Source organism: uncultured Chitinophaga sp., from assembly GCF_937874145.1.
Taxonomy (GTDB): Bacteria; Bacteroidota; Bacteroidia; order Chitinophagales; family Chitinophagaceae; genus Chitinophaga.
Genome location: NZ_CALNBI010000033.1, coordinates 1 through 25390, shown reverse-complemented (window position 1 = coordinate 25390; position 25390 = coordinate 1). Strand labels below are relative to the sequence as shown.

Genomic DNA, 25390 nt, shown 5'->3' with positions numbered 1-25390 from the left:
TTCCTTATTGCCGGGGTTCCGGTCGGGATGGAACTGCATGGCCACCTTGCGGTAAGCCTTTTTGATCTCATCCTGGGAGGCGGTTTTGGCAACCCCTAATATTTCGTAAAAATCTCTTTTGGTGGACATGTTTATACACTTGAAAAGCCCATTCCGGCGGAACAGGCTATGAAAATTCTATGGGACGGGCGATCTGCTGTCACAACGTCATTTACCCACCACCACGCGGGCGTGACGGATGATTTTGTCGTTGAGGTAATATCCTTTCTGCAGTACGTCGATCACTTTACCTTTCAGTTCTTCGGTAGGAGCGGGGATCTCGGTAACGGCTTCGTGGAGGTCCGGGTTGAATTCCTCGTGCATGGCTTCCATGGCTTTGAGGCCTTTGGATTGCAGGATGTTCTGGAATTTATTGAATACCAGCACTACGCCTTCGGCGGCGGCGCCGGATTCACCGGAAGTTTCCAGCTGTTTGGTGGCTCTTTCGGAATCGTCGAGCACATCGAGCAGGGCAACGATGACCTCTTTGTTGGCGGTATTGATCAGTTCTATGCGCTCTTTGGCGTTTCTTTTCCTGAAATTATCGAAATCTGCGTTCAGCAGCAGGTATTTTCTGCGTAATTCGTCGAGTTCTCCGCGCAGTTTATCCGCTTCGTCGGTTTCCGGCAGGGCGTCGTTCAGATGGGTCGATCCGCTTTGGTTTTCATCTGAATTGATGTCCATATTCGGGTTTTCCTGCCCATTTGCCTGCATTTCTTTATCTTTTTCTGTCATAATCGTACAAATTATCTGCATTTACCCCTCGTCAATAACTTTGCCAAGCCCGGTTTGCGGGACAATTTGGCAGGGAAAGCAAGGATTCCCTGCATTTTGTACCTTTGCGCTCCAATAACAAGCAATGACCAAGGTATTTCTGAAGAAAAAGATAGCAAACCGCGTACTCACAGGGCACCCCTGGGTTTTCGGCAACGAAGTGGGCCAGATCGAAGGGGAGGTGAATGCCGGCGATATCGTGGATGTGTTCACGCACAACGGTATTTTCGTGGGACGGGGCTACATCAACCCCCAATCCCAGATCCTCGTGCGCCTGCTCACCCGCGACCGTAACGAGACCATCGACGAAGGGTTTTTCCACAACCGCCTCCGCAAAGCCTGGGAATACCGCAAAAAGCTCGGATACGTGGAAAACTGCCGCCTTATCTTCGGCGAAGCAGACGAAATGCCGGCCCTCATCATCGACAAATTCAACGATTACTTCGTTATCCAGACCATGGCCCTCGGCATCGACCGCTGGAAGCCCGCCATCGTGGACGCCCTCAACGATATCTTCAAACCCAAAGGCATCTATGAACGCAACGACGTGCCCGTCCGCGAACTGGAAGGCCTCGAGCAAAAGAAAGGTTTCCTCAGCGAACCCTTCGATACCAATATCATCATCAACGAAAACGGCCTCAAGTTCCATGTGGATATCGTCGGCGGACAAAAAACCGGTTATTTCCTCGACCAGCAGGACAATCGCCGCGCCATCCAGCATATCGTTAAAGGGGCGGACGTCCTGGAAGCGTTCTGCTACACCGGTACTTTCTCCTGCCACGCCGGGCACTACGGCGCGAAGAGCGTGTTGGGGCTGGACATTTCCGAGCACGCCGTGAATACGGCCCGCCGCAACGCGGAGCTGAACGGGCTGCAGGATATCTGCAAGTTCCAGGCGGTGAACGCCTTCGACCAGCTGAAGCAATGGACCCGCGAAGAGCGCAAGTTCGATGTGGTGATCCTCGACCCGCCGGCCTTCACCAAAAGCCGCGAGAACATCCAGAAAGCCATTACCGGTTACAAGGAGATCAACCTGCGCGGCATGAAGCTGCTCAAGCCCGGGGGCTTCCTCGTGACGGCCAGCTGCACCAACCTGGTAGACCCGTCCATGTTCCTCGAAACCATCGATATGGCAGCGAAGGATGCGCGGAAAAAACTCCGCCAGGTTACTTTCCAGACGCAGGCACAGGACCATCCCATCCTCTGGAACATCGAAAACACCACTTACCTGAAATTCCTTATCGTGGAAGTGCAATAAGCGCCGCCAGCAAAACATACTATCAAAAAGAAAGACCGCGGAGCCATCCGCGGTTTTTTTGTTGTCACACAATCCTGTAACGCTAGGTTGCAGATGGCTTGCAACACGGTGAACGCATGCTCTATATTGCCTTTTCGATGCAGCATCCATGCTTCAACCCCTCTATCCGGAGTAAACATATTTTATGGCGCGACCGGCCTGTAAATGCAATCCTTCTTTGCCGGGGCGGCCACCGGTCGCTTAAATGCAGGATCATGGATACGGCGACGCCCTCCGTTCTTTAGTTGATACATTGGTTTTTGCGAGTAGATATCTTTCACGGCGCGACCGTGAAAAGGATAAGCTCCGGCAAAGAAAAAGCCGGTAGCGCGTAATGCGGCTGCCGGCTTTTTATATCCTTGAGATCTTTATGTGCAGAATTATTTGACGACGTTGAACTTCCCGGATTCTACCAGCGTTCCGTCTTTTTCACGCAGCTGGAAAATGTAGAGACCGCTGTAATAATTATCCAGCGGGAGCGCCGTGCGGTTGGCAAGGTTCTTCAGGTGATCCACCTTTTTGCCGAGGAAATTATATACAATAATCTCGTAAACCTTGTCGTTATTACGCTGAATTTCGAAATATATCTTCGTAGTAGCAGGATTGGGGTACGCTTTCACCACCTTATTCGCATTCTCACCCTCAGGCCCGGAACCGGACGGTAGGGATGATTTGCTTTGGGACCAGGCCGGTAGGGTCGAGGCGCACAACAAAGTAAATAGGATGAGCGTAAAGGTTTTTAACATAGTACCCAAAGATATAAATTTTTTTAAATATTTCCCAAATATCGAAGGTTTGGTTGCTATATAAAGATAACAAACGGTCTGCCAAATTGTGCAATTTATCCCCGCTTTTTTCACAAATTTTAACGTTTTTAACAATTTTTTCCCGCGCCGCCCGTTGCCATGTCAGAAACTGGGGCAGGTTACACTGTTAAGCGTTGAATTCCAGCGGTTTAGAAAACTCTTGAAAACCATCGACACTTCGAAGCCTCCCATCGCCCGGCTGGCCGTCGTCAACCGGCTCACATTCACATCATAACTCACCCCGATCTCCCAGGCCCCCATATCGAGGCGAAACATGGGCACAATGGCGTCATTCCACCGGTAAAATAATCCCCCATACATCCCCCTGTCCGATTCCAACCCCTCATCCATCAACCCATACCCCACAAACGCACCGCCGATAAACTCTGCATATGCCCCCTGGTGCACCTGGTTGTAATGTGCTATCACCCGTACCCTTTCCGAAACCGGCACCGTAATCCCCATATTGAAACTCATTTTCGCGTCCAGCGTTACCTTGTCGTCGTTGAAAAACGACACCTTCGGCTTGTTGAAATGGTAATACGCCGCCCCGATGAAATAATTCGTAGCCTCACCCAGCACACCATTATAACTCATCCCCACACCCGCATCCCAATACCCGTAACCGATCTTCGCCAGCCGCCCTTCCTCGCCCGTAGGCGCCGCAGGGTCGAAGCGCCCGCCCGTATATTGGTTGTTGAACGTCAGGTGCGCGGGATTGAACTGCCGCTGCACATAGCCGCCCATAAAACCCACCGACAGGTAACTGCTCTTGTCCTCACTCAGCGACTTATGGTAATTGAGCGCCGGCAAAAACTGGACACTCTGCAGGTTGGACGCGCCCGCCCGGTCGAACGAGGCCTGGATCCCCGCCGTTACGTGGTCGTTGTAATTACCCACCGGGAATTTCATTTCCCCGCTCACCGTCCCGGTCTGGTACGGTATCGTGACGCTGTTCCACTGGTTGCGGTATACCGCCTGGAAGCGTACGTCGCCCTTGAAAAGCCCGATGAGCGCGGGGTTCCGGAGAATGGGCGTTTCCATGAACTGGGACAGGTGTATGTCCTGCGCGCACAGCGGCAACCCGATCAGTGCGAGTACTCCGCTTAACCAATATTTCTTCATGCTTTGCAGCGTTTTCATGTTCATCGTAATAAGGTTACATTTCCTTTTAAAGTAAACCGCTCGCCGGTGTCGCAAACTGCGTCCAGCAGCCAGATGTATACGTCAGGCGCCATCACCCTGCCTCCCTGCATGCCATCCCAGCCCGCCGCCGGGTCATTCATTTTGATATCCGAACGGTTGAACACTTCCTGCCCCGACCTGCTGTACACCCGGAACGAGTTGATGCTCCGCACGCCTTTCCCACGGGGGAAAAAGATATCATTCATCCCGTCGTTGTTCGGCGAAAAGCCATTGGGCAAAAACACATTCCCCTGGTCGCAGATCAGCCGCACGTTCATCACGTCCGACTTTTTGCAGCCTTCCGTATTGGTTACCTCGTACGCGTAATCAATACCCGAACGCGGCGCTGCAACGGTTTGCGGACAGGTCGCGCAATCGATCCAGGTATTGGGCTTCCATTCCCCGCTCACCACATCGCTGCTGAACGTTGCCGCGAGCAGCACGGTATTGCCCGCTACGATCACCTGGTCGGGCCCGGCATTTACCGTGGGCACGGGTTTCACCGTAACCGTGATCTGCCGTGTGGCCGTCGGGCAATCGGGATCGTTGCCGGCGGTTACGGTGTAAACGGTGTTGGTGGTTGGGGTGATGAGGGGCATGGCCGTATTGCCGTCTGCCGTCACAACCGGCGACCAGTTGTAATACGCGGCGCCGCTGGCGCAGAGCCTGGCGCTGGAACCGTTGCAGAGCGCGGTATCAGGGCTCACGGAAAGCGTTACGGCCGGCACCACGTCGAGCGAAATCGTGTCTTTAACCTGGCAGCCGAAAGTATTGACAGCGGTTGCAATATAAGAAGTGTCTTCGGTAGGTGAAGCCTGCGGGACCGGGCAATTGCTGCACGACAGCTGCCAGGCCGGGAACCAGCTTACCGTTCCATTCGAAACGGCCTGCAGGTTCGTGAACCCGCCTTCGCAGATCTTGGCCGTAGTAGCCTGTATGCTGAGGAATGGCGTGGGATTGATGTCGACGTTCCGGATGATGGAATCCGTGCAGTTGCGCGCGTCGGTGATCACCAGCTTCACCGGGTAAGTGCCGCTGGCGTTGAAGACCGGCTTGTCGGGCGTAGCCTTGTCGGACGACGGTAAATTAGCGAATTCCCACCGGTACCCGATCAGCGGAATATTAGGCGTTGGCTGCGATTGTTGGATGAAGGAAACCGGTTGTCCCGCGCAGGCAACGGCTCCCGTGGCGAATTCAGCTACCGGCGCCATCACCGTGAGATGATCCTTTTTCACGATCGTATCCGGGCACAGTGCGGGGTTGGCGTATACGATGATGAGCGTGTCGGAGAACAGGCCTTTCGTATTCACCACTCTGCGTATATCCTCTTCCGTAGTCACGATCCGCTGCCCGTCGCCGAACCGCCAGTCGAAATGCTGTACCAATGCATGGGGCACCTGCACCACGCCGTAATGCACTTCGCTGTTCCTGCAGATGGAACCCACGCCCGTATGGAAGTCCGCGGCAAATACCTGGATGGTTTTGTAAATGGTGCTCATGCACGTCTGCCCCGCATTCCGGACAATCAGCCGCACATTATACGTGCCGGGTTGGGAAAAAGTATGGGTAGGATGGATGTTGAAATCGGCCGGTGTATTATCGTCGAAATTCCATTCGTAGGTATCGCCCGGGCTGCCGACGGTTACATTCGTAAAAGCATACGTCCGTCCCGCATCTCCGCAATTCCTTTTATAATTGAAATCCGCTACGGGCCCGGTATTGGCAATCGTAACGGGCGCCGCGTCGGTAAAGCATCCGTTGGAGCCTGCCCGCATGCGTACGGTCACGTTGCCGGCGGCACGGAAAGAGCGGTTGATATCATTTTCGGGGCCTTCGTATTGGGTGCCGTCGCCAAAATCCCACCGATAGCGCGAAGCATCGGTGGCGCTGGCGAGCAGCCGCGCCATGGTGCCGGCGCAATTGTCCGGCCGCGTGATCGTGAAACTCACGTTCGTGGGCCGTTCGCCGGTTTTTACATGTTTCGCGAAGGTCTGCATCACGGAACATCCCTGCTGGGTGTTGACGGTCAGGGTGACATTGAAATCCCCCGCCGCCTGGTATTCATGCGTGATATTGGGCGTCGTGGAATTGGCGCTGGTATTGTCGCCGAACACCCAGGAATATGAAACCGCGGGGTCGCCGGGATCGGCTTGCACATTGGCGCTGAAACCCGCCATGAACGGGACGCACCCTTCCTGCGGGGCGGACGTCATGGTGATGACCGGCGCAGATACAATGATGAATTTCGGCTTGCGCAGCGTCTGCACGCAGCCTGTCGTATTCGTTACCGTAAGCGTTACATCGAACGTGTCGAGCCTGCTGAAGGTATGTTGTACCGTGGCGGAATTGGTGGAAACGGGCGTGGTGCCGTCCCCGAAATCCCAGACCCGGTGCGAGCCGTCGGGGGTGTTATCGGTGAATGTAGCAGTGTATGTGCCGCAGGACTTTTGCTTATCCACCGAAAACGCCGGAACGGGCAGGGGATAAATCGTAAAGTTCTCCGTGGCCGTGGCGGTAGCCAGGTTATAATAAGCCGTAAGTTTGATGGAAACCGGTCCTGCCGAATTGAACGTCACCGTGGGATGGGGTTCTGTGGAGCTCCTCCCGTCGCCAAACTCCCAAAGGTAGGAATTCGGGCTCCCGGTACTGGCGTTCCGCAACGTCACCGTGGCCGGCGCACACCGCGAAACGGGCGCCACCGTATAGGTAAACCCGGCCTGCTGGGCAGTGGCCGCTCCCGGCAGTACCAGCAGGGCCCACAACAATCGGATCAGGTTTTTCGTATCAGGTGCTTTCATTTTTTCACAGGATATGGGAAAGTATAGGTTTATGGATTATACAAATTTATTATATTTTTTCCAATTCCCTATCGCAGCAATGTCACATTTCCTTTGAGCGTCATCGGTTCCCCGCTGTCGCAGACGATCTCCGCTACGTACACGAATACATCCGGCGGCAGCAACTGCCCGGCAAAACGGCCGTCCCACCCGCAGGAAGGGTTGTCGGACTGGCAGTTGGACCGTTCGAACATCAGCTGCCCCCAGCGGTTGAACACCCGGAAAGACTTAATGACCCGGATGCCCCTGCCGCGCACGTAAAAGATATCGTTCTGGCCGTCGCCATTCGGGGTGAAAGTATTGGGAATGAAGGCGGTACTGCCCGGGCAGAACAGTTTTACGGGCAGCAGGACGGTAGACTGGCAGCCGTGTATGTTCGTGGCGGTGATCTTATAGGTCACGGGCCCCTGGAGTTGCATTTCCGGCGTGGCGCAGTCGTAGCAGCTGAGCCATTTTTCCGGGTACCATTGCCAGGAGGTGATGTCGGGGCTCCCGGTAACGGGGGCCGTCAGTATGGTGCCGCTGGGAACGTTGATGTTTTCGGGAACGGTGATCACGGGGGCCTGGTGAACGGTCACATTCACTTCGGCGGTGTCGGTGAAGCAGGCGTCGTTGCCGTAGCCCACTACCCGGTAGAGCGTAGTCCTGGAGGGGGTAGCCACCGGGTCGGCGATATCCGGATCGTCCAGGTCATTGGCCGGTATCCAGCGGTAGCGCACGGCGCCGGAAGCGCGCAATGCTGCCTGCCGGCCTTCGCAGATCGCTGCGTCGGCCGTGCGTACCGTGAAAGGATGCGATACCCGCACCTGGATTTCGTCCTGCGCCTCGCAGCCAAACTGGTTCACGGCGGTAACGTGGTATGTTGTGTCAATTACAGGACTGATCACCGGGTTCTGTGAGCTGGCGCTGGAAATATTGTAAGGCGTCCAGCTATATGTGGCCGGCCCGCCGTTGCTGATGAGCTGGAGCGACGATCCTTCGCAGACCACTGCATCGCGCGGCGTAATGTTGAGCGGTGGCAAAGGGTTGACTACCAGTTGGAAATCGGCGGTATCCGGACAGGTTCCCACTGCATTACGGATCACCAGCCGGATGGCATGCAGGCCGGCCTGGTCGTATTCCAGGTAAGGGGCCAGGGAAGGACTGTTGCCGGCAACGCCGTCTACTGTCCAGGTCCAGCTGGTGGAAGGAAGGCTTCGGCTTTCGGAACCGGATAACTGCACGGGTTCGTTTACGCAGACGGGGCCCGCCGGCGCGATGTTCGCGTCCGGCTTCGGATCGATCTGCAGGGAAAGGAAAGCCGAATCCTCACATCCGTAGCGGCTCACCGCCACCAGTTTGATGCGGTGGCTGTTAGCGCCGGTATAGGCGAACCGGGGATGTTCATTCGCGCTTACGTCATCGGTCCTGCCATTCACCCCGAAATCCCAACGGTATTGCATCGGGTCGCCGTGTTCGGTGGCAGACATCGAAGAAGAAGCATTGGTGAATAACACATCGGCGGCATCGCAGGCGGCTTGCGTGCTCATGGAGAAGCTGGCTACGGTTTGGTCGACGATGATGCTGTCGACGGGGCCGCGGGCGGGCACTTTGCAGCCCCGGTTGTCTTCCAGCACGATGCGGGGATAGTACACGCCGGGCCGGGTGTATTGATAGGTGTAACTGTTGGTGGTGGTGACCTGCACGGTGCCGTCGTCCATGTCCCAGGTATAGCGGACGGCATTGGGGGAGCTGGCGCTGAAGGTGGTGGCGTGCGGGGCGCAGCCTTCCTTGTTGATGACGGTTTTGGTGCCGGTGGGGCCGTCGATGAAAATATCGTGGGAAGTGGAATCCACGCAATCGCCCTGCGAATATACGTACAGCTTGATGGTGTAGTTGCCGGGGAAGTTGTAAACATGGTCGGGCTCATCGATGTCGGAGCGCCCTTCGTCCCCGAAATCCCATACCACCCGGCGGTAGTCCGAACTTTCGTTTTCAGGGGATATGAGTGCGGGCGGGCATTGCGAAACCTGCCCCGGTACCGTGAAGCGCGCCAGTGGATTGGGAACCGTGATGTACTGGTTCTTGGTTTCGGTAGCCGTACAGCCTTCGTCGTCGGTTACAGTGAGAGTGATCGTGTAATCGCCGGAGGCCGTCCAGGTTTTGAGCGGATGGCGGTCGGTGGACGAGGTGGCGTCGCCGAAATCCCAGGCGTAGGTAAGATTGATGCCGGTGGAAGCATTGCTGAACTGGAAGCCCTGGTCTTTACAGGCAATCTGTGTTGCCGACCGGAATTCCGCGTCCACGTTTCTCACCTGCACCGGCCGCGAAACCGATGAAACGCATCCGGCCTGGTCGCGCACCGTCAATGTCACGTTGTAAGTGTCTCCGTTGTTGAATACGTGCTGATAGTCCACAGGGCGCGTGGTCAGTGTTTCAGGCTGCGTCCCGTCTCCGAAATTCCAGACCCATTCCGTAATTGCATTGCCGTGATTGGCCGTGGATAAATCGGTGAATAACCGCGGATCATTCTCGCACCGCCTGCCGGAAAAACTAAAGTCCGCGTCCGCGCCGTTCACCTGGATACTGAGTGTGTTGGAGGTGGAAACGCAGTTGTTCCGGTCGGTAACCGTCAGCACTACATTGTAAGTGCCGGGGTTGAGATAAGTTTTCGGGATGTTGTTGCCGGCGGAGGGCGCATAGGTCCCGTCGCCCCAGTTCCAGTTCCATTGGGTGATATTGGCCGGGTCCACATTGTCGCGCGAGAAAGGCAGCGGCGTTGCGGCGCATACCTCCGTCGCGGCGGCGCTGATCTGCGGGCGTTCGTCGATGATGTCTACTGTTTGGGTCATCTCCGATTCGCAGTTGCCGTCGCTCACGGTGAGCCTCACGGTGTACGTGCCGGTGGCGGTATATACGTGTGTGGGGGAGGGATCGGTGGAAGTATTCCCGTCGCCGAAGTCCCAACGCCAGAAGCGGGGCGTGCCGGCAATAGGGCCGAAGTCGGACCTGTCTGTAAGGGTGATGCGGTATTTATCGGTGCAAAGGTTCTCCAGCATGAAGTCTGCCACGGGCGGGAGGATGGTGATAAAATCGTTTTTGGTTAGGCTGCGGCGGCATCCGTAGTTGTTGACTTCCAGCGTTACGTCGTGCAGGCCGATCTCGTTGAAGATATGCGAAGGGTTTTCCGCAGTCAGCACCGTACCGCCGTCTTGCGGGAAGGTCCATTGCCAGGAAGTGCCCCTGGGTTGCGAGAGGTTGGTGAACTGCACCGGGTCGCGCTGGCAGGGCGCTTTGGGCGTGGCGTCGAACTCAACGATGGGAATGCGGCCCGCCCGGACGGTGGTTTGCAGGTCTACCGGGCAGGTGCCGTTGACCATCAGCCGCAGCCGCACGATATGATCGCCTTCGGTCGTAAAAGTATGCGAAGGGTTGGGGCTGGTGGAAGTAACCCCATTGCCGAAGTCCCAGCTGTACCCGGTGACGGCGCCGGACGTGAGCAGGTTGGCGCTGAAGCTGGATGCGTGGGGAAGGCATCCCTCCGGGTCGGAGGCCGTAATGGTGGCCCGGGGACGTTCCGCCACGATATAATCAGGGCGGGTGAGCTCGTTGGTACAGCCGGCGGCGTCCGTTACGCGCAGGGTGACGTCGTATTCCCCGAAGTTATTGTAGGTATGGTTGGGCGAAGGTGCCGTGCTGGTGGTACCGTCGCCGAAGGTCCACAGGTAGGTGGAGGCTCCGGTGGCCATGTGCGTAAATTGTACATTGAGCGGCACGCCGCAACTGAACTGTGGCGTGGCGGTGAAGTCGACCGTAGGCCCGGTTACCGTCACCTGTTTGGTGATGGTTTCAGTACATCCCGGAGTGCCGGAAGTGAGGGTGACGTTGTAGGTGCCCGGATAGGCGAACCGGAACGATGCGTCTGTGGCGTTGGAAGTGCTGCCGTCGGGGAATCGCCATTGCGAAATGGTGGGCCTGGGCGTGGTGGTATTCCGGAACTGAACGGCGGTGCCGGCGCAGGCTGCGCCGTTGACGACGAAATCGGTCCTGGTCCGTTGCACGACCACGAAGGCGGTTTTGGTGACCACGCCCTCGCAGCCCAGCGGCGTGTTGGCGCGGAGGGTGACGGTGTAGGTGCCTTCGCTGGTGTAGGTATGGGAAGGGTTTTGTGTGGTGGCGGTGTTGCTGCCCGATGCGGGATCGCCGAAATCCCAGGTGATGGGCACGCCGGTGGTGCCGCTGGAACGGAAGTTGACGGTGAGGGGCGCGGTGCAGGAGCTTTGCACGTCGGCCGTGAAATCGATCCGGGGCGTTTCGTTTACCTGGATGTATTGCTGGCGGGTGAGGCCTTCCCGGCAGCCGAAGCTGTTAACGACGATGGTGGAAACGGTGAAGTTGCCGCCAACGGTATAAGTATGGGAAGGGCTGGGGCCGGAAGCGGAGGATCCGTCTCCAAAGTCCCAGGTGATGGATTGGATGGTGCCGGAGCCGGGGCGAGAGGCATCAGTGAACGCCACTTGCAGGGGCGTGCAGCCCGACAGCGGGGTGGCGGTGAATGCGGGCGTGGGGTTTTCGTGCACCGTGATGGTTTGGGTGGCGGTGCGGGTGCCACCGGGGTAGGTGACCGTTAACCGGACATTATAAGTTCCGGGCACATCGAAGATCTTGCCGGCGTTGTAGTTGTTGGAATGCGCTCCCAGCTGGAAATCCCAGTCGTAAGCGGTGGCGCCTGCATCGGATGTGTTGGTGAAGGAGACGGTGAGCGGTGCGCAGCCGGATGTTACGTCGGCGGTAAATGAAGCCTGTTGTGCCTTTGCTGAGGTAAAGCAGAGCAACATCAGGCAGGCGCACACGGATGCGATATGGTTTTTCAGTTGGTGTCGGTTGAACATAGGTACCCGTAAAATTGGAGGTATACCCGCGCAGGGGTTTTGTGTCAAAGAGGCAAAAATAATATTTAAAAAAGAATTATCTGTTTATATTAACATTATGTTTTCATTGTGTTAAGCGATTAATCATTTATTTGCCCCTGTTATCGGATGTGTAGAAAGTACATTTACTTGGTTATTGCATCCGTTTTCCAAACCGTATGGATATGCCAGAACTGGATAAAGCTTATTGGAATGCGCGCTATGAGCGCGGGGAAACCGAGTGGGACATGGGAACCGTATCACCGCCCTTAAGGGATTATTTCGACCAGCTGCCGAATAAAAACCTCCGGGTCCTCATCCCCGGCGGCGGCAATAGTTACGAAGCCAAGTATTTGTGGGACAGTGGGTTCCGCGATATTACCGTGCTGGATATTTCCACCGTCATCATCGAAAGGTTGAAGCAGAAATATGCCGGAACGGGCATTAAGTTCGAGACGGGCGACTTTTTCGAGCACGAGGCGGAGTACGACCTGATCGTGGAGCAGACTTTCCTTTGCGCGCTGGATCCCGCGCTCCGGCAAGCCTACGCGCGGCATATGTACGACCTGCTCTGGGAAGAGGGGCGCCTGGTAGGCGTGCTCTTCAACCGGGAATTCGATGAGCCCGGCCCTCCCTTCGGCGGCGGCATCAAAGTGTACCGCAGGATGTTCGAACCATATTTCAACTTCAAAACTTTCGCCCCCTGCTATAATTCTCACCCCGCCCGCCAGGGCCGGGAAGTCTTCATCAACTTCCGGAAACTCGACAGCGTAGCCCGCCGCCGGAGCTGACGATTTGCCGCGGATTGCGTACCTTTATGGTTTAGCCATAGAAGACAAAACAATCACGGAACCGATGAAGTATCTCATAGCCATTGCCATTTTTCTCGGCTGCTTTACCGCCGCCGGCGCCCAGCACACCGTTTCTGCCGATATGTTCGAGAAAGGCCTGCGCCAGCCCGCCGTCCAATTGCTGGACGTGCGTACCGCCAAAGAATTCAAAACCGGCCACCTGCCCAACGCGCTCCAGGCCGATTTTACCAATAAAAAAGAATTCGCCGAACGCGTCAAATCCCTCGATAAAGACAAACCCGTATTCGTATACTGCCTCGTAGGCGGCCGGAGCAACGGCGCCGCTAAATGGCTCACCGCCAACGGTTTCACCGACGTTACCGACCTTTCCGGCGGCATCAACGCCTGGAGGGCCGAAGGCAAAGCCGTTACCGGCGCGCAGAAAGGCCCTCAAATGAGCCAGGACCTCTACAAACAAGCCATCGCCAGCAGCCAGTGGATCCTGGTAGACGTAGGCGCGGAATGGTGCCCGCCCTGCCGCAAAATGGCGCCCGTCGTGAAGCAGTTCGCCGAAGAAAAGAAAATCAAAGTCCTCAACGTAGACGGCGGCAACGACCTCGACGTCATGAAAGCCAATAACGTCACCGAAATACCCACCTTCATCCTCTACAAAGACGGAAAGGAAGTCTGGCGCAAATCCGGTATCGTGGAAGCGGAAGCATTCCGCAAAGCGATGAAATGATTTAAAACTGCAAGGGGCACTTCAACAATGCCCCTTTTTAGTTCATTTTATTTCGGTCAGCAGCCTTCTTCGAAACTGAATTTCAATATCCGCTCCGTGCGGATTTTCTTCTCCGGGTTATAACCTTCTATTTTAATGAGCAAGCGCTTCGGATACGTGATCACCCGTTCGTCGCCATAGTCGACATCCGCGAGCGCATCGGCCGCCTGGTCGCCGAACTGACGGCGTACCACTTTCAGCCAGTCGCGCGGCTGCACGAAATTGAACACCTCCGGCAGTTTATTTTCATAGGGGAAGCGGAACCGGTGGCCTTCGTCGCGCATTATTTGGGTCCATCTGAAATACAACCCCGGCCAGTCAACTTCCCGCGCGATACCGTCGATGTAGACGCTGGTTCCCACTTCATACGTGTAGCGGATCTCCCAATCCATGAATTCACCGGAACGCACGATGATCTGCCCGTCCGTAAGATGGGAAGGACCGCAATCAAGGGTGTCCTCCTCGTCTTTGAGAATATAAACCTTTTGATCTGCGACGCAGGGAAAGAATGTGACGGAAAGCTCCGGATAGCGGAACGTGACCGTGGAATCGCTGACGGGCATCTCGTCGGGCTGCCAGTAATTGACGCCATCCGGCTTCGTGAGCTGGATCGGAAGTTTTTCCGCCGCTTCCGGAGGAGGACCGTTTTGCAGGGTGCCGGCGGAAGGATGGCCGGTGTGAGATGGCCCGCAAGCGGAAAAGATGGCAGAAACCGCCATCAACAGGTACAGGGAACATGTTCGCATAGGATATTACAATTGCCGGAGGGTCCCAAAAAGGAGGGGCCCTTCATTCAGGCCCCCAAATTATAGATCTTTCCGTATTTCTCCTGCGCGTACGCCATAAAATGTTTAAAGTTCAGTTTCTCCCCCGTCACCTTTTCACATAACTCGTTGGAAGTGTAGTACCTGCCGTGACGGTGGATATTATCGCGCAGCCACCGCAGCAGCCCGTCGTAACGCCCGTCTGCGATGGCGCTGTCGAGACCGGTGATCTGCTTCCTGGCGGCAGCATGGAATTGTGCGGCGTAGAAGCTGCCGAGCGAGTAGGTAGGGAAATACCCGAAGCTGCCGTGGCTCCAGTGGATGTCCTGCAGCACGCCCTGCATATCGTCGGGCACTTTCACGTCGAGGTAATCGAGGTAGTATTTGTTCCAGATGTCGCGCAGGTCTTTGGTTTGGAGTTCCCCGCCGATGAGCCCTTTTTCGATCTCGTACCGGATCATGACGTGGAAATGGTAAGTCAGCTCGTCGGCTTCCGTACGGATGAGGGAGGGCTGCACGAGGTTGATGGCTTTATAGAAGTCCATGATGGGAACGGCCTGGAGGTTGGCGCGGAACAGCCCTTGCAGGTGGCCGTAATGTTTCTGCCAGAAGATGAGGCTGCGGCCCACGTTGTTTTCCCAGAGCCTGCTCTGGGATTCGTGGATGCCGAGGCTGGCGGCTTCGCCGCAGGGAAGACCGTATTGCTCCAGGGGCAGGCCTTGTTCGTAGAGGGCATGGCCGCCTTCATGGATGCAGCTCCAGGTCATATTGCCGAGATCCTGCTCGTCGATGCGCGTGGTCACGCGCACGTCCTGCGGGTTGAAGCTCGTGGTGAAAGGGTGTTCCGACACATCCTGGCGGCCGGCGCCGAAATCGTAGCCCATGGCTTTGAGGATGTCGATCCCGAATTGCCATTGCTGGTCTTTAGGATAGAGGCGGTTCAGGAATTTCTTATCGGGCGGTGTTTGCAGGGCTATTTGTTGCAGCATGGGCAGCAGCGACTGGCGGACGTCGCGGAAAATGGCATCCAGCATGGATACGTCCGCGCCTTTTTCGTATTCGTCGAGCAGTGCGTCGTAAGGGTGGCCGGAGAATCCGAGGATCTGGGTTTCTTGTTTCTTCAGCTCCACCATTTTGGCGAGCTGCGGTTCGAAGACGGAGAAGTCTTTTTCCTTGCGGGATTTGATCCAGGCGTGATAGGCGGCGTTGGTGGCGGTGGATAGCTCGGCCACGAAAGAAGCGGGATATTTGCGTTGTTTTTCAAAGTCTTCGGCCGACAGCTGAACGTTTTTGCGTTGGATATCGTCGAGGTCGGTGCGTTCCTTCAGTTCGCGGAGGAGGTCTCCGAGCGCGGGGCTGGTCGACAGTTCATGCGCGATGGTGCTGAGGGTGGTGAGTTGCTGTCCGCGGAAGCCGGCTCCTTTTTCGGGGAGGTAGGTTTCCTGGTCCCATCCGAGCACCGAGGCGGCGTTGCGTACGTCGGCGATTTTCTGCATCCGGTCTTTGTATTCGTCGTAAAGGGCTGCTGAAGTTTTTTGCACTGTCATGAAAAGCAATTTATTTTACAAATCTAATCAATCGCCATACCGCCAACAATTGTTAGCGGGGAATGTTGATTATCTTGAAGATATGACGATTCAATCCATCATACAAGTGCTGGAGCGTTTTGCGCCGCCGGCTTACCAGGAAAGTTACGATAATGCGGGGCTGCTGTTCGGGAATCCGGACTGGGAGCTGAAGGGCGCCCTGCTCACGCTGGACGCCACGGAGGCGGTGCTCGACGAGGCGAAGGAAAAAGGCTGCAACCTGGTGGTGGCGCATCACCCCATTGTTTTCGGCGGGCTGAAGCGGATCACGGGCCGGAATTATGTGGAACGGGTGGCGATCAAGGCCATTAAGCATGATATTGCCGTGTATGCCGCGCATACGAACCTCGACAATGTGCGGGCGGGCGTGAGCGCGATGATGGCGAAGCAGCTGGGGCTGGAGAAGACGCGGGTGCTGGATCCGAAGAAAGACCTGCTGCGGAAGCTGTTTACTTTTGTGCCGGCGGCCCAGGCGGCGGCGGTGCAGGATGCGCTGTTTGCCGCGGGGGCGGGGCATATCGGGAATTACAGTGAATGCAGTTTCGCGGCCGCCGGAACGGGGACGTTCAGGGGCGGCGAGGGGGCCGATCCCTTCGTGGGCAGGCCCGGTGAGCGGCATAGTGAGGCGGAAGTGAAGCTGGAAGTGATCTTTCCGGCGCAGCTGGAAGGGAAGGTGACGGCGGCGTTGCTGAAGGCGCACCCTTACGAGGAGGTGGCTTACGACGTGGTGAAGCTGGAGAACCGCTGGGCCGAGGTGGGTTCGGGGCTGATCGGGGAGCTGCCGGACGTGATGGAGGAAATGGCGTTCCTGGCGATGGTGAAGGAGCGCTTCCGGACGGGGTGCGTCAGGTATACGCCGCTTCGGGGTAAAAAAGTCCGGAAAGTGGCGGTATGCGGCGGGGCGGGGAGCTTCCTGCTGAAGCAGGCCCGGGCGGCCGGGGCAGACGCGTTCGTGTCGGCCGATTTCAAATACCATGAATTTTTTGATGCTGAAAATCAATTAATTGTGGCAGATGTCGGACATTTTGAAAGCGAACAGTTCGCAGTGGACTTATTTTATCATATATTGACTGAAAATTTTAGTAACTTCGCGCCTCTAAAATCTACCATCAACACAAACCCGGTAAATTATTTATAATACATGGCTACTGTAAAAGAATACAACGTTGAGGAAAAGCTGGTTTCTGTACTGCGGTTACAGAAGATCGATTCCAAGTTGGATGAAATCCAGATCCTGAAAGGGGAGTTGCCGATCGAAGTTCGGGATCTTGAGGATGAGATTGAAGGCCTGAACCACCGCCTGGCTCACATTGAAGACGAGATCAAGGGCATTCAGGATTTCGTAGCCGCGAAGAAAAACGCCATCAAAGACGCGGAAGCGCTGGCCAAGAAGTACGAGAAGCAGCAGGATAACGTGAAGAACAGCCGCGAATTCGAAGCGATTTCGAAAGAGATCGAGATGCAGCAGCTGGAGATCAAACTGGCAGAAAAGCACATCCGCGACGCCAACGACGATATCAAGGAAAAATCCCGTTCCCTGGAAGTGGCCAAACGCACCATTTCCGACAAGGAAACGAACCTGAAACATAAGAAAGGCGAGCTCGAGAAAATCATTTCCGAGACCGAAAAAGAAGAGAAAGGCTACGAAAAGCAGAGCGGCGAAGCCCGTGAGAAAGTAGATCCCCGCCTTCTCGCAGCTTATGAGAAAATCCGCAAAAATTACCGCAACGGCCTGGCCGTGGTAACGGTTGTGCGCGATTCCTGCGGCGGTTGCTTCAACGCCATCCCCCCGCAACGCCAGGCGGAAATCCGTCAGCGTAAAAAGATCATCGTTTGCGAACATTGCGGACGTATCGTGGTAGATAACGATCTCGACGCCACCGTAACGATCTAATCGTTCCGGAAGGCCCGAAATAATAACTTGTGAGGAACTCTGCGCATATCCATTGCGCGGAGTTCCTTATTTTTGCCCCTATGCGTTTCATTTTCCTTCTCGCCCTGATATGCAGTATATCCTTAGCCGTAAGCGCGCGGCAACCGGGGTACGACTTCAACGACCGCTGCCAGCAAGCCTATCACGCCATCATGCAGCTGCGTCTTCAAACGGGCCTCAACCTGCTCGAAGCAGAAAAACGCGAAAACCCCGACAACCTCATTCCCTACTTCATCGAAAACTACGCGGACTTCTTCACCCTCTTTTTCAATGAAGACGCCAACGCCTACGCCAACCGCCGGAAGCTCCGCGCCACCCGGCTCGACAAGCTCGCCGAAGGCCCTTCCGACAGTCCGTTTTACCTCTACACCCAGGCCGTGGTGAAATTCCAGTGGGCGCTCATCAAGGTGAAGTTCGGTGAGAAGTGGGACGCGGTGTGGGAGGTGCGCAAATCGTATCTCACCCTGAAAGATAATGAGCGCAAGCATCCCGGCTTCCTGCCCAATAAAATGATCCTCGGCCCGATGCAAACCGTTTTCGGCACCATTCCCGAAGGTTATAAATGGATTACCAACACCCTCGGCCTGCGGGGCAGCATCAAACAGGGGATGGCCAACCTGCAGCAGGTGATCGACAGCCGCGACCCCGTAGCTGATATTTTCCGGGAGGAATCCTGGTACTACTACTGCTATCTCAAGCTTTTCATCGAAAATAAACCCGAACAGCTCTGGGATTTTGTGGAGAAAAAACAGCTCGATACAAAAAATAACTATCTTTTCGCCCTGATGGTAGCCAACCTGAGCCTCAACAACCAGAAGGCCGACCAGGGCATCCGTGTGCTGGAAGGCCGCCGCCAGAGCCCCGAGTACACCGAGCTCTGGTATGCGGAATACGCGCTCGGCCTTATGAAGTTCGAAAGGGGAGATGCAGACGCCATCGCCCACCTGGAGCGCTTCGTGGGCGGCTTCAAAGGTAAATTCTACGTGAAGGAAGCCCTCCAGCGCCTGAGCTGGGCTTACTACCTGAAAGGCGACATGAACAAGGCGCAATACTACCGCAACCTCGTTCCGCAGCGCGGCAACCTGGAAACGGACGCCGACAAGCAGGCGCAGAAAGAAGCAAAGAGCGGTAAATGGCCGCACCCTGTGCTGCTGAAGGCGAGGCTGCTGAGCGACGGAGGCTTCTACACCGAAGCGCGCGACCTGCTGCTGTCCAAAAAAACGACGGACTTCCAGCTGGTGGAGCAAAAACTCGAATACGCCTACCGCCTGGCGCGGATTTATGACGAAATGGGGAACGACTCCGCCGCCCTGCGCCTCTACGAAGCCACCATCAAGATCGGCAGCAACCGGCCGGAATACTATGCCGCAAGGGCATCGCTCCAGGCCGGGTATATCTATGAAAAATCGGGCGACAAGGCGAAAGCCCGCCAGTACTTCCAGACCTGCCTCGACATGGAAGGCCACGATTACAAGAATTCCCTGGACCAGCGCGCCAAATCCGGCATGCTGCGCCTCGACGGAAAATAAAACGGAACAACACTGATATGTTATACCGCCTGGTTATTCAGAATTACGCGATTATCGACGAACTGGAAGTCGGCTTTGCCGGCAACCTCAACGTCATCACCGGCGAAACCGGCGCCGGTAAATCCATCCTATTGGGCGCCCTGAGCCTTATTCTCGGCGAAAGGGCCGATCCTGCCGTATTGTTCGATAAAACCCGTAAGTGCGTCATAGAGGGCGCTTTCCGTGTAAAAACGGCACAGGTGCAACCCTTCTTCGACGCCAACGAGCTCGATCTCGACGATCCCGTGATCATTCGCCGCGAAATCAGCGCCGCGGGCAAGTCGCGCGCGTTTATCAACGATACGCCCGTCAACCTATCCCAGCTCCAGGAACTCAGCGCCCTGCTCGTCGATCTTCATCAGCAGTTCGATACCCTGGAACTGGAAAAGTCCAACTTCCAGCGCGAAGTGGTGGATGCCCTCGCCGGGCATACCGACCTGCTCCACGCTTATGGCAGGCGCTTTACGCAATACGCCCGCCTGCAAAAGGAGCTCCGGGAAATGAACGCCCTGCGCGACAATGCCAATAAAGAAGCCGATTACAACAAGTTCCTGCTCGACGAGCTGCTCGACATCAACCTGCAGGAAAACGAAATTGAAAGCCTCGAAGCCGAGCAGCAACTGCTGGGCCATGCCGAAGAGATCAAAGGCACGCTCAACCGGATTTATTTCCAGCTGAAGGAAGACGAACAGCCCCTCCTTCAGCAGCTCCGCCAGCTGCAGCAAAGCCTCCAGGGCCTGGCCGGCTTCCATAAAGACGTGCCCCCGCTGGCCGAAAGGATGCAGTCGAGCTACCTCGAGCTGCAGGACCTCGCTTCAGAAGTGGAGCGCCTCAACGACGGGGTGCAGTTCGACGGCGAGCGGCTGGAGCAGCTGAACGAGCGCCTGGCCCTCGCTTATAAGCTCATGAAGAAGCACGGCGTCCAGGATACGGCGGCGCTGCTGGCGATCCGCGACAGCCTGCAGGAAAAGCTCGATGGCGTCCTCAACCTCGACGACCGCATCCGGGATACCGAAAAGCAGCTGGCCGAATGCCAGGAAGTGCTGGAACTGGACGCGCAGAAGCTGTCGGAACAGCGCAGGGCGCAGGCGGAGCCGTTCGAAGCTAAGGTCAACGCCCTGCTGGCTCAGGTAGGCATGCCCAATGCCCGCATCCGGGTGGATATCGCGGAAGGGGCTTTGCAGGCTTATGGGAAGGACAATATCGAGTTCCTGTTCGACGCCAACCGCAGCAACCAGTTCGGGCCTATCCGCAAGGTGGCCTCCGGCGGGGAGCTCAGCCGGCTGATGTTGTGCATCAAATCGCTGGTGGCCCGGTCAGTTTCCTTACCCACGCTCATTTTCGACGAGATCGATACCGGTATTTCGGGTGAAGCGGCCAAACAGGTGGGGATTATCATGAAAGAACTGGCGCGCGGGCACCAGGTGATCTGCATCACCCACCAGCCCCAACTGGCCGGAAAAGCGGATGCACACTACTTTGTCTATAAACAACTGGTGGATGATAAGGTGAAAACCGGCGTACGCCTGCTTTCACAGGATGAGCGGATTACGGCGATCGCAAAGATGCTGGGCGGGGAGAAGCCCACGCAGGCGGCACTGGAGAACGCGCGGGAGATGGTTACGCAATAAGATTTCAATTTTCGACTATAACTGCTAAATTTGCCCAAATTTTAATCAATGGCTCATAACTTATTACAAGGGAAGAAAGGGATCATCTTTGGGGCGCTGGATGAAAATTCCATTGCCTGGAAAACAGCCGTGCGTTGCGTGGAAGAAGGCGCCCAGATCGTGCTGACCAACGCTCCGATTGCGCTGCGCATGGGTGAGATCAACAAGCTGGCTGAAGCCTGCAACGCCCCGGTAATACCTGCCGACGCCACGAGCATGGACGACCTGAACAACCTGTTCACCAAATCCATGGAGCACTTCGGCGGTAAGATCGATTTCGTGCTGCATTCCATTGGTATGAGTATCAACGTCCGCAAAGGAAAGCCCTATACCGACCTGGATTACGAATTTATGCACAAAGGGTTCGATATCTCCGCGATGTCGCTCCACCGTGTGCTGCAAACCGCTTACAAACTGGACGCCCTTAACGAATGGGGTTCCGTAGTGGCGCTGACCTACATCGCGGCACAGCGCGTATTCCCCGATTACAGCGACATGGCGGACGCCAAGTCCCTGCTGGAATCCATCTCCCGCAGCTTCGGTTACCATTACGGCGTGGCGAAGAAAGTGCGCATCAACACCATTTCGCAGTCGCCCACCCGTACTACGGCCGGCAGCGGTGTGAAAGGTTTCGGCGATTTCATCTCCTACGCTGATAAAATGAGCCCGCTGGGTAACGCTTCGGCCGACCAGTGCGCTGATTACACCGTGACCCTGTTCTCCGACTACACCCGCATGGTTACCATGCAGAACCTCTTCCACGATGGTGGCTTCTCCTTCACAGGGGTTTCCGCAGCCGTGATCGAGTCCATGAACGAAAAATAATACTTGCCCCCTTCGGGGTAAAAAAATAAAAACCGTCCCGGAGAGTTCCTCACCAGGACGGTTTAATTTTTTGCAGCATAGGAATACGGTGTCTTAGTATTCGTCTTCGTTGAAGAAGAAGTCGTCTTGCGACGGATAGTCAGACCAAATATCCTCAATGCCCTCATAAATTTCCCCTTCATCCTCCAGTTCCTGAAGGTTTTCGATAACTTCGATGGGTGCACCGGAGCGGATGGCGTAATCTATGAGTTCGTCTTTTGTGGCCGGCCATGGAGCATCCTCCAGGTACGACGCTAGTTCTAAGGTCCAGTACATCGTATATAAATTTTTACTTTTCCAAATTTTCGCAAAAGTATTATTTAATTTGAAATAAACAACTATTACTATTTTAACGGCTATTTATCGTTCGGTTATGCTTGTTGCTCGCAATGTCACCAAAAATTATTCCAACCTTTCCGTGCTGAAGGGGGTGGATATTTCTGTCAGTAAAGGTGAAATAGTGACCATCGTAGGTTCTTCGGGGGCGGGCAAAAGCACGTTGCTGCCCATCCTGGGCAGGCTGGACGCGGGGAAATCTTCATTAATGACGTGCAAACCAGCCATTTGGCAGGAGATGCGCTGGCAGATTTCCGGAACCGCCATATCGGCTTCATTTTCCAGTTCCACCACCTGCTGCCGGAATTCAGCGCCCTCGAAAACGTGTGTATCCCGGGCTTTATCGCCGGTACCCGTAAAAGTGAAGTCAGGGACAGGGCGGCGTATTTGCTGGAAACCCTGGGGCTCTCATCCCGCCTGGATCACCGGCCTACCCAACTCTCCGGAGGCGAGCAACAGCGCGTTGCCGTAGCCAGGGCCCTGATCAACAAACCCGATGTCGTAATGGCCGACGAACCCACCGGCAACCTCGACTCCCACAACGCCAGGGAACTGCATCAGCTCTTCCTGCAACTCCGCGACCAGTTCGGTCAAACTTTCATTATCGTCACCCATAACGAGGAGCTGGCCACGCTCAGCGACCGGCAACTCGTCATGAAGGACGGAAAAATAGTTTCCTGAGGAATTATTTTCCGAGGCATACTGCCAAACTGTCTTTCCAGTAAGGGATCTCCAGCCCGAAAGCGGCTTTGATCTTCGCTTTATTCAGCACGCTGTAAGCCGGGCGCATGGCCGCTGTGGGGTACTGTTCGGAGGTAACGGGCAGCACTTTGCACGCAGCGCCGGTCAGTTCCCGGATGGCAACTGCGAAATCGTACCAGCTCGCCACGCCCTCGTTGCTATAATGGTAGACACCGCCTTCAGGGGCAGGGTGGGAGAGTATGGTGAAAATAGCCGCCGCCAGGTCGGGCGCGTAAGTTGGCGTTCCTGTTTGATCAAACACCACGTTGAGGCTTTCTTTCTCCTTCATCAGTTCCTGCATGCGCAGGGCGAAATTAACGCCATGCCGGGAATACAGCCAGGAGGTGCGCACAATGACCGCTTCGGGGTATGTGCCCAGTACGGCTGCTTCGCCCCGCAGTTTGGATGCACCATAAATGCTTTGCGGAGAAGTGTCCTGGTCTTCCGTGTAAGGGCGGTTGCTGCGCCCGTCGAACACATAGTCGGTCGATACCTGGATGAAACGGCTCCCCTTTGCCTGGGCAGCTTCGGCAAGCAGCAGGGCCGCCTGGAAATTGAGCAAAAAGGCTGTTTCTTCGTCCGTTTCCGCTTTATCAACGGCAGTATAAGCCGCGCAATTCACCACCGCATCGAATTCCTCGCTGGCGAAAAAGGCATGAATGGCATCGGCATCTGTAATGTCCAGTTCCTCCCGGTCGGTCAATATCAGGGAAAACTCCGGGAAGCGGGTGGCTTCGGCTTGCAGGGCGAGGCCGAGCTGGCCTTTCGCTCCGGTAACCAGTATTTTTTTCATGGCGTCTGTTTTTAAGGCTGGAAGGTGAAATTATGTTCGCAGTCCGCCAGTAACGGCAACACGGCGTCTTTTGCGGAAATCACCGCATCAGTCAGCGGGAATCCCCAATCGATGTTCAGCGCGGGATCATCGTACCGGATGCCACCTTCGCTGGCTTTGTGGTAGAAATTGTCGCATTTATACATCACTTCGGCGGTAGGGCTCAATACGGAATATCCGTGAGCAAATCCCTGCGGAACAAGCAGCTGCAATTTATTCTCGGCCGACAACTCAATGGAAAACACTTTTCCATATGTGGGCGAACCTTTGCGAATGTCTACGACCACATCCAGTATCCGTCCTTCCAGTGTTCTGATCAGCTTGGTTTGCGCGTATGGTTGCTTTTGGAAATGTAATCCCCGCAAAACACCGTACGCCGAACGCGCCTGGTTATCCTGTACGAACGTAATGCCGATCCCTTCTTTGCGGAGCGTTTCGGCATTATAACTTTCAAAAAAGTATCCCCGGTCGTCTTTGTGCACTACAGGCTCAAAGACGTACAGGCCGGGAAATCCGGTTGCTTGAATAGGCATTTTATCGTTGCTGGTATTGTTCCTGGTAATAAGTTTTATACGCTCCGCTGGTCACATGATCGAGCCATTCCTGGTTGGCCAGGTACCAGTCCACCGTTTTTTCCAAACCTTCCTCGAACTGCAGGCTGGGCGACCAGCCGAGCTCTTTGTTGAGTTTGGAGGCATCGATGGCGTAACGCTGGTCGTGGCCGGCGCGGTCTTTCACGAAAGTGATCAGCTGCGCGGAGGTACCCGGTTCCCTGCCCAGCTTGCTGTCCATAATCTGGCAGAGCAGGCGGATGAGGTCGATGTTCTTCCATTCGTTGAAACCGCCAATGTTATAGGTTTCGCCGTTTTTGCCCTGGTGGAAGATAGTATCGATCGCCCGGGCATGATCTTCCACAAACAGCCAGTCGCGCACATTTTCGCCTGTTCCGTAAACGGGAATGGGCTTGTTGTTGCGGATGTTGTGGATGGCCAGCGGGATGAGCTTTTCAGGGAAATGGTGCGAACCGTAATTATTGGAACAATTGCTCAGTACAACGGGAAGATGATAGGTGTGGTGATACGCGCGCACGAAATGATCGGAGCTCGCTTTGGAAGCGGAATACGGCGAACGCGGATCGTAGCCCGTTTCTTCCGTAAAGAAACCCTCTTCGCCCAGTGAGCCATATACTTCGTCGGTAGACACATGGTAGAAGCGTTTCCCTTCCATATTATCTTTCCAGTATTTGCGGGCTGCATTCAGCAAAATAGCCGTCCCCAGCACATTCGTGCGGATAAAAGCGAGCGGGTCCAGGATGGAGCGGTCTACATGGCTTTCCGCAGCCAGGTGGATCACACCGTCGAAGGCATATTTTTCAAAAAGTGCCCCAACCGCTGATTCGTCCGTGATGTCTGCCTTTTCAAAGACGTAATTCGGCTTATCCTGGATATCGTGCAGGTTTTCAAGATTGCCGGCATATGTTAAGGCATCGCCGTTTACAATTTGATAATCCGGGTATTTATTAACAAATAACCTTATTACATGTGAACCGATAAAACCGGCCCCACCAGTAATTAATAGTTTCTTCTTCATGCGGCTGTTATTGACTTAGGCTTTACCAAGCGCCTGTTTGAAATATTCATATGTGATCTTAAGCCCTTCGGCACGGTCCACTTTCGGAGACCAGCCCAAAAGTTCCT

The 25390-nt window shown here is 55.4% G+C and carries 20 protein-coding genes and 1 pseudogene; 9 read left to right on the top strand and 12 right to left on the bottom strand.

Annotated elements, in window-relative coordinates; translation table 11 throughout:
- A partial coding sequence (locus tag Q0510_RS01485; RefSeq protein ID WP_298707582.1) for a DnaJ domain-containing protein occupies positions 1–129 on the bottom strand: 129 nt, incomplete at its 3' end.
- Between the two features lie 78 nt (positions 130–207).
- On the bottom strand, positions 208–774 hold the full coding sequence (locus Q0510_RS01480; RefSeq protein WP_298707580.1) for a nucleotide exchange factor GrpE: 567 nt from the start codon (positions 772–774) through the stop codon (positions 208–210).
- A gap of 124 nt (positions 775–898) precedes the next feature.
- Here Q0510_RS01480 and Q0510_RS01475 point away from each other — a divergent pair, with 124 nt between their 5' ends.
- Positions 899–2071 (top strand): class I SAM-dependent rRNA methyltransferase, encoded by a 1173-nt coding sequence (locus Q0510_RS01475; protein WP_298707578.1) that lies wholly within the window; start codon positions 899–901, stop codon positions 2069–2071.
- A gap of 419 nt (positions 2072–2490) precedes the next feature.
- Here the strand turns inward: Q0510_RS01475 and Q0510_RS01470 are convergent, their stop codons facing one another.
- From Q0510_RS01470 to Q0510_RS01455, 4 genes are all read right to left on the bottom strand, one after another.
- The gene (locus tag Q0510_RS01470) at positions 2491–2856 is read right to left on the bottom strand and encodes a T9SS type A sorting domain-containing protein (protein ID WP_298707576.1); all 366 of its coding nucleotides are present in this window, start codon (positions 2854–2856) and stop codon (positions 2491–2493) included.
- A gap of 162 nt (positions 2857–3018) precedes the next feature.
- A complete protein-coding gene (locus Q0510_RS01465; protein WP_298707574.1) occupies positions 3019–4059 on the bottom strand; it encodes a PorP/SprF family type IX secretion system membrane protein in 1041 nt (346 codons plus the stop codon).
- A 2-nt stretch (positions 4060–4061) separates the two neighbouring features.
- A complete protein-coding gene (locus Q0510_RS01460; RefSeq protein ID WP_298707572.1) occupies positions 4062–6899 on the bottom strand; it encodes a PKD domain-containing protein in 2838 nt (945 codons plus the stop codon).
- Between the two features lie 68 nt (positions 6900–6967).
- The gene (locus tag Q0510_RS01455) at positions 6968–11809 is read right to left on the bottom strand and encodes a PKD domain-containing protein (protein WP_298707570.1); all 4842 of its coding nucleotides are present in this window, start codon (positions 11807–11809) and stop codon (positions 6968–6970) included.
- Between the two features lie 203 nt (positions 11810–12012).
- Here Q0510_RS01455 and Q0510_RS01450 point away from each other — a divergent pair, with 203 nt between their 5' ends.
- Positions 12013–12618, top strand: a complete 606-nt coding sequence (locus tag Q0510_RS01450) for a methyltransferase domain-containing protein (RefSeq protein ID WP_298707568.1) — start codon at positions 12013–12015, stop codon at positions 12616–12618.
- Between the two features lie 64 nt (positions 12619–12682).
- Positions 12683–13360: a rhodanese-like domain-containing protein gene (locus Q0510_RS01445; protein WP_298707566.1), complete on the top strand. Its 678-nt coding sequence runs from the start codon at positions 12683–12685 to the stop codon at positions 13358–13360.
- Positions 13361–13416: 56 nt separating this feature from the next.
- On the opposite strand, the gene Q0510_RS01440 is transcribed toward Q0510_RS01445, so the two are convergent.
- The gene (locus Q0510_RS01440; protein ID WP_298707565.1) at positions 13417–14145 is read right to left on the bottom strand and encodes a hypothetical protein; all 729 of its coding nucleotides are present in this window, start codon (positions 14143–14145) and stop codon (positions 13417–13419) included.
- A gap of 47 nt (positions 14146–14192) precedes the next feature.
- Positions 14193–15710 (bottom strand): carboxypeptidase M32, encoded by a 1518-nt coding sequence (locus Q0510_RS01435; RefSeq protein WP_298707563.1) that lies wholly within the window; start codon positions 15708–15710, stop codon positions 14193–14195.
- 82 nt (positions 15711–15792) lie between these two features.
- Here Q0510_RS01435 and Q0510_RS01430 point away from each other — a divergent pair, with 82 nt between their 5' ends.
- From Q0510_RS01430 to Q0510_RS01410, 5 genes are all read left to right on the top strand, one after another.
- Complete coding sequence (locus Q0510_RS01430; RefSeq protein WP_298707561.1) at positions 15793–16887, top strand: Nif3-like dinuclear metal center hexameric protein; 1095 nt, start codon at positions 15793–15795, stop codon at positions 16885–16887.
- Positions 16888–16890: 3 nt separating this feature from the next.
- Positions 16891–17643: a C4-type zinc ribbon domain-containing protein gene (locus Q0510_RS01425; RefSeq protein ID WP_298707559.1), complete on the top strand. Its 753-nt coding sequence runs from the start codon at positions 16891–16893 to the stop codon at positions 17641–17643.
- An 80-nt stretch (positions 17644–17723) separates the two neighbouring features.
- Positions 17724–19211 carry a lipopolysaccharide assembly protein LapB gene (locus Q0510_RS01420; protein ID WP_298707557.1) on the top strand — a complete coding sequence of 496 codons (1488 nt, stop codon included), beginning with the start codon at positions 17724–17726 and terminating at the stop codon, positions 19209–19211.
- A 17-nt stretch (positions 19212–19228) separates the two neighbouring features.
- Positions 19229–20881: a DNA repair protein RecN gene (recN, locus tag Q0510_RS01415; RefSeq protein WP_298707556.1), complete on the top strand. Its 1653-nt coding sequence runs from the start codon at positions 19229–19231 to the stop codon at positions 20879–20881.
- A gap of 48 nt (positions 20882–20929) precedes the next feature.
- Positions 20930–21745 carry an SDR family oxidoreductase gene (locus Q0510_RS01410; protein WP_298707554.1) on the top strand — a complete coding sequence of 272 codons (816 nt, stop codon included), beginning with the start codon at positions 20930–20932 and terminating at the stop codon, positions 21743–21745.
- A 93-nt stretch (positions 21746–21838) separates the two neighbouring features.
- On the opposite strand, the gene Q0510_RS01405 is transcribed toward Q0510_RS01410, so the two are convergent.
- Positions 21839–22060 carry a DUF2795 domain-containing protein gene (locus tag Q0510_RS01405; protein WP_012794455.1) on the bottom strand — a complete coding sequence of 74 codons (222 nt, stop codon included), beginning with the start codon at positions 22058–22060 and terminating at the stop codon, positions 21839–21841.
- A 97-nt stretch (positions 22061–22157) separates the two neighbouring features.
- Here Q0510_RS01405 and Q0510_RS01395 point away from each other — a divergent pair.
- Positions 22158–22801: pseudogene (locus Q0510_RS01395) on the top strand (ABC transporter ATP-binding protein).
- Positions 22802–22805: 4 nt separating this feature from the next.
- Here Q0510_RS01395 and rfbD read toward each other — a convergent pair.
- From rfbD to rfbB, 3 genes are read right to left on the bottom strand one after another with little or no spacing between them, the layout of a single operon-like run.
- The gene (rfbD, locus tag Q0510_RS01390) at positions 22806–23654 is read right to left on the bottom strand and encodes a dTDP-4-dehydrorhamnose reductase (protein ID WP_298707549.1); all 849 of its coding nucleotides are present in this window, start codon (positions 23652–23654) and stop codon (positions 22806–22808) included.
- Between the two features lie 11 nt (positions 23655–23665).
- On the bottom strand, positions 23666–24226 hold the full coding sequence (gene rfbC, locus Q0510_RS01385) for a dTDP-4-dehydrorhamnose 3,5-epimerase (RefSeq protein WP_298707547.1): 561 nt from the start codon (positions 24224–24226) through the stop codon (positions 23666–23668).
- A 1-nt stretch (position 24227) separates the two neighbouring features.
- Positions 24228–25283: a dTDP-glucose 4,6-dehydratase gene (gene rfbB, locus Q0510_RS01380; protein WP_298707545.1), complete on the bottom strand. Its 1056-nt coding sequence runs from the start codon at positions 25281–25283 to the stop codon at positions 24228–24230.
- Positions 25284–25390: the final 107 nt, after the last annotated feature.

What these genes read in the sequence shown, in the direction of transcription:
- Q0510_RS01440 (WP_298707565.1), bottom strand. Translation starts at nt 14,145, where the DNA reads ATGCGAACATGTTCCCTGTACCTGTTGATGGCGGTTTCTGCCATCTTT.
- Q0510_RS01460 (WP_298707572.1), bottom strand. Translation starts at nt 6,899, where the DNA reads ATGAAAGCACCTGATACGAAAAACCTGATCCGATTGTTGTGGGCCCTG.
- Q0510_RS01425 (WP_298707559.1), top strand. Translation starts at nt 16,891, where the DNA reads ATGGCTACTGTAAAAGAATACAACGTTGAGGAAAAGCTGGTTTCTGTA.
- Q0510_RS01480 (WP_298707580.1), bottom strand. Translation starts at nt 774, where the DNA reads ATGACAGAAAAAGATAAAGAAATGCAGGCAAATGGGCAGGAAAACCCG.
- Q0510_RS01435 (WP_298707563.1), bottom strand. Translation starts at nt 15,710, where the DNA reads ATGACAGTGCAAAAAACTTCAGCAGCCCTTTACGACGAATACAAAGAC.
- Q0510_RS01470 (WP_298707576.1), bottom strand. Translation starts at nt 2,856, where the DNA reads ATGTTAAAAACCTTTACGCTCATCCTATTTACTTTGTTGTGCGCCTCG.
- Q0510_RS01405 (WP_012794455.1), bottom strand. Translation starts at nt 22,060, where the DNA reads ATGTACTGGACCTTAGAACTAGCGTCGTACCTGGAGGATGCTCCATGG.
- Q0510_RS01455 (WP_298707570.1), bottom strand. Translation starts at nt 11,809, where the DNA reads ATGTTCAACCGACACCAACTGAAAAACCATATCGCATCCGTGTGCGCC.
- rfbD (WP_298707549.1), bottom strand. Translation starts at nt 23,654, where the DNA reads ATGAAAAAAATACTGGTTACCGGAGCGAAAGGCCAGCTCGGCCTCGCC.
- Q0510_RS01430 (WP_298707561.1), top strand. Translation starts at nt 15,793, where the DNA reads ATGACGATTCAATCCATCATACAAGTGCTGGAGCGTTTTGCGCCGCCG.
- rfbC (WP_298707547.1), bottom strand. Translation starts at nt 24,226, where the DNA reads ATGCCTATTCAAGCAACCGGATTTCCCGGCCTGTACGTCTTTGAGCCT.
- Q0510_RS01475 (WP_298707578.1), top strand. Translation starts at nt 899, where the DNA reads ATGACCAAGGTATTTCTGAAGAAAAAGATAGCAAACCGCGTACTCACA.
- Q0510_RS01445 (WP_298707566.1), top strand. Translation starts at nt 12,683, where the DNA reads ATGAAGTATCTCATAGCCATTGCCATTTTTCTCGGCTGCTTTACCGCC.
- rfbB (WP_298707545.1), bottom strand. Translation starts at nt 25,283, where the DNA reads ATGAAGAAGAAACTATTAATTACTGGTGGGGCCGGTTTTATCGGTTCA.
- Q0510_RS01410 (WP_298707554.1), top strand. Translation starts at nt 20,930, where the DNA reads ATGGCTCATAACTTATTACAAGGGAAGAAAGGGATCATCTTTGGGGCG.
- Q0510_RS01450 (WP_298707568.1), top strand. Translation starts at nt 12,013, where the DNA reads ATGCCAGAACTGGATAAAGCTTATTGGAATGCGCGCTATGAGCGCGGG.
- recN (WP_298707556.1), top strand. Translation starts at nt 19,229, where the DNA reads ATGTTATACCGCCTGGTTATTCAGAATTACGCGATTATCGACGAACTG.
- Q0510_RS01420 (WP_298707557.1), top strand. Translation starts at nt 17,724, where the DNA reads ATGCGTTTCATTTTCCTTCTCGCCCTGATATGCAGTATATCCTTAGCC.
- Q0510_RS01465 (WP_298707574.1), bottom strand. Translation starts at nt 4,059, where the DNA reads ATGAAAACGCTGCAAAGCATGAAGAAATATTGGTTAAGCGGAGTACTC.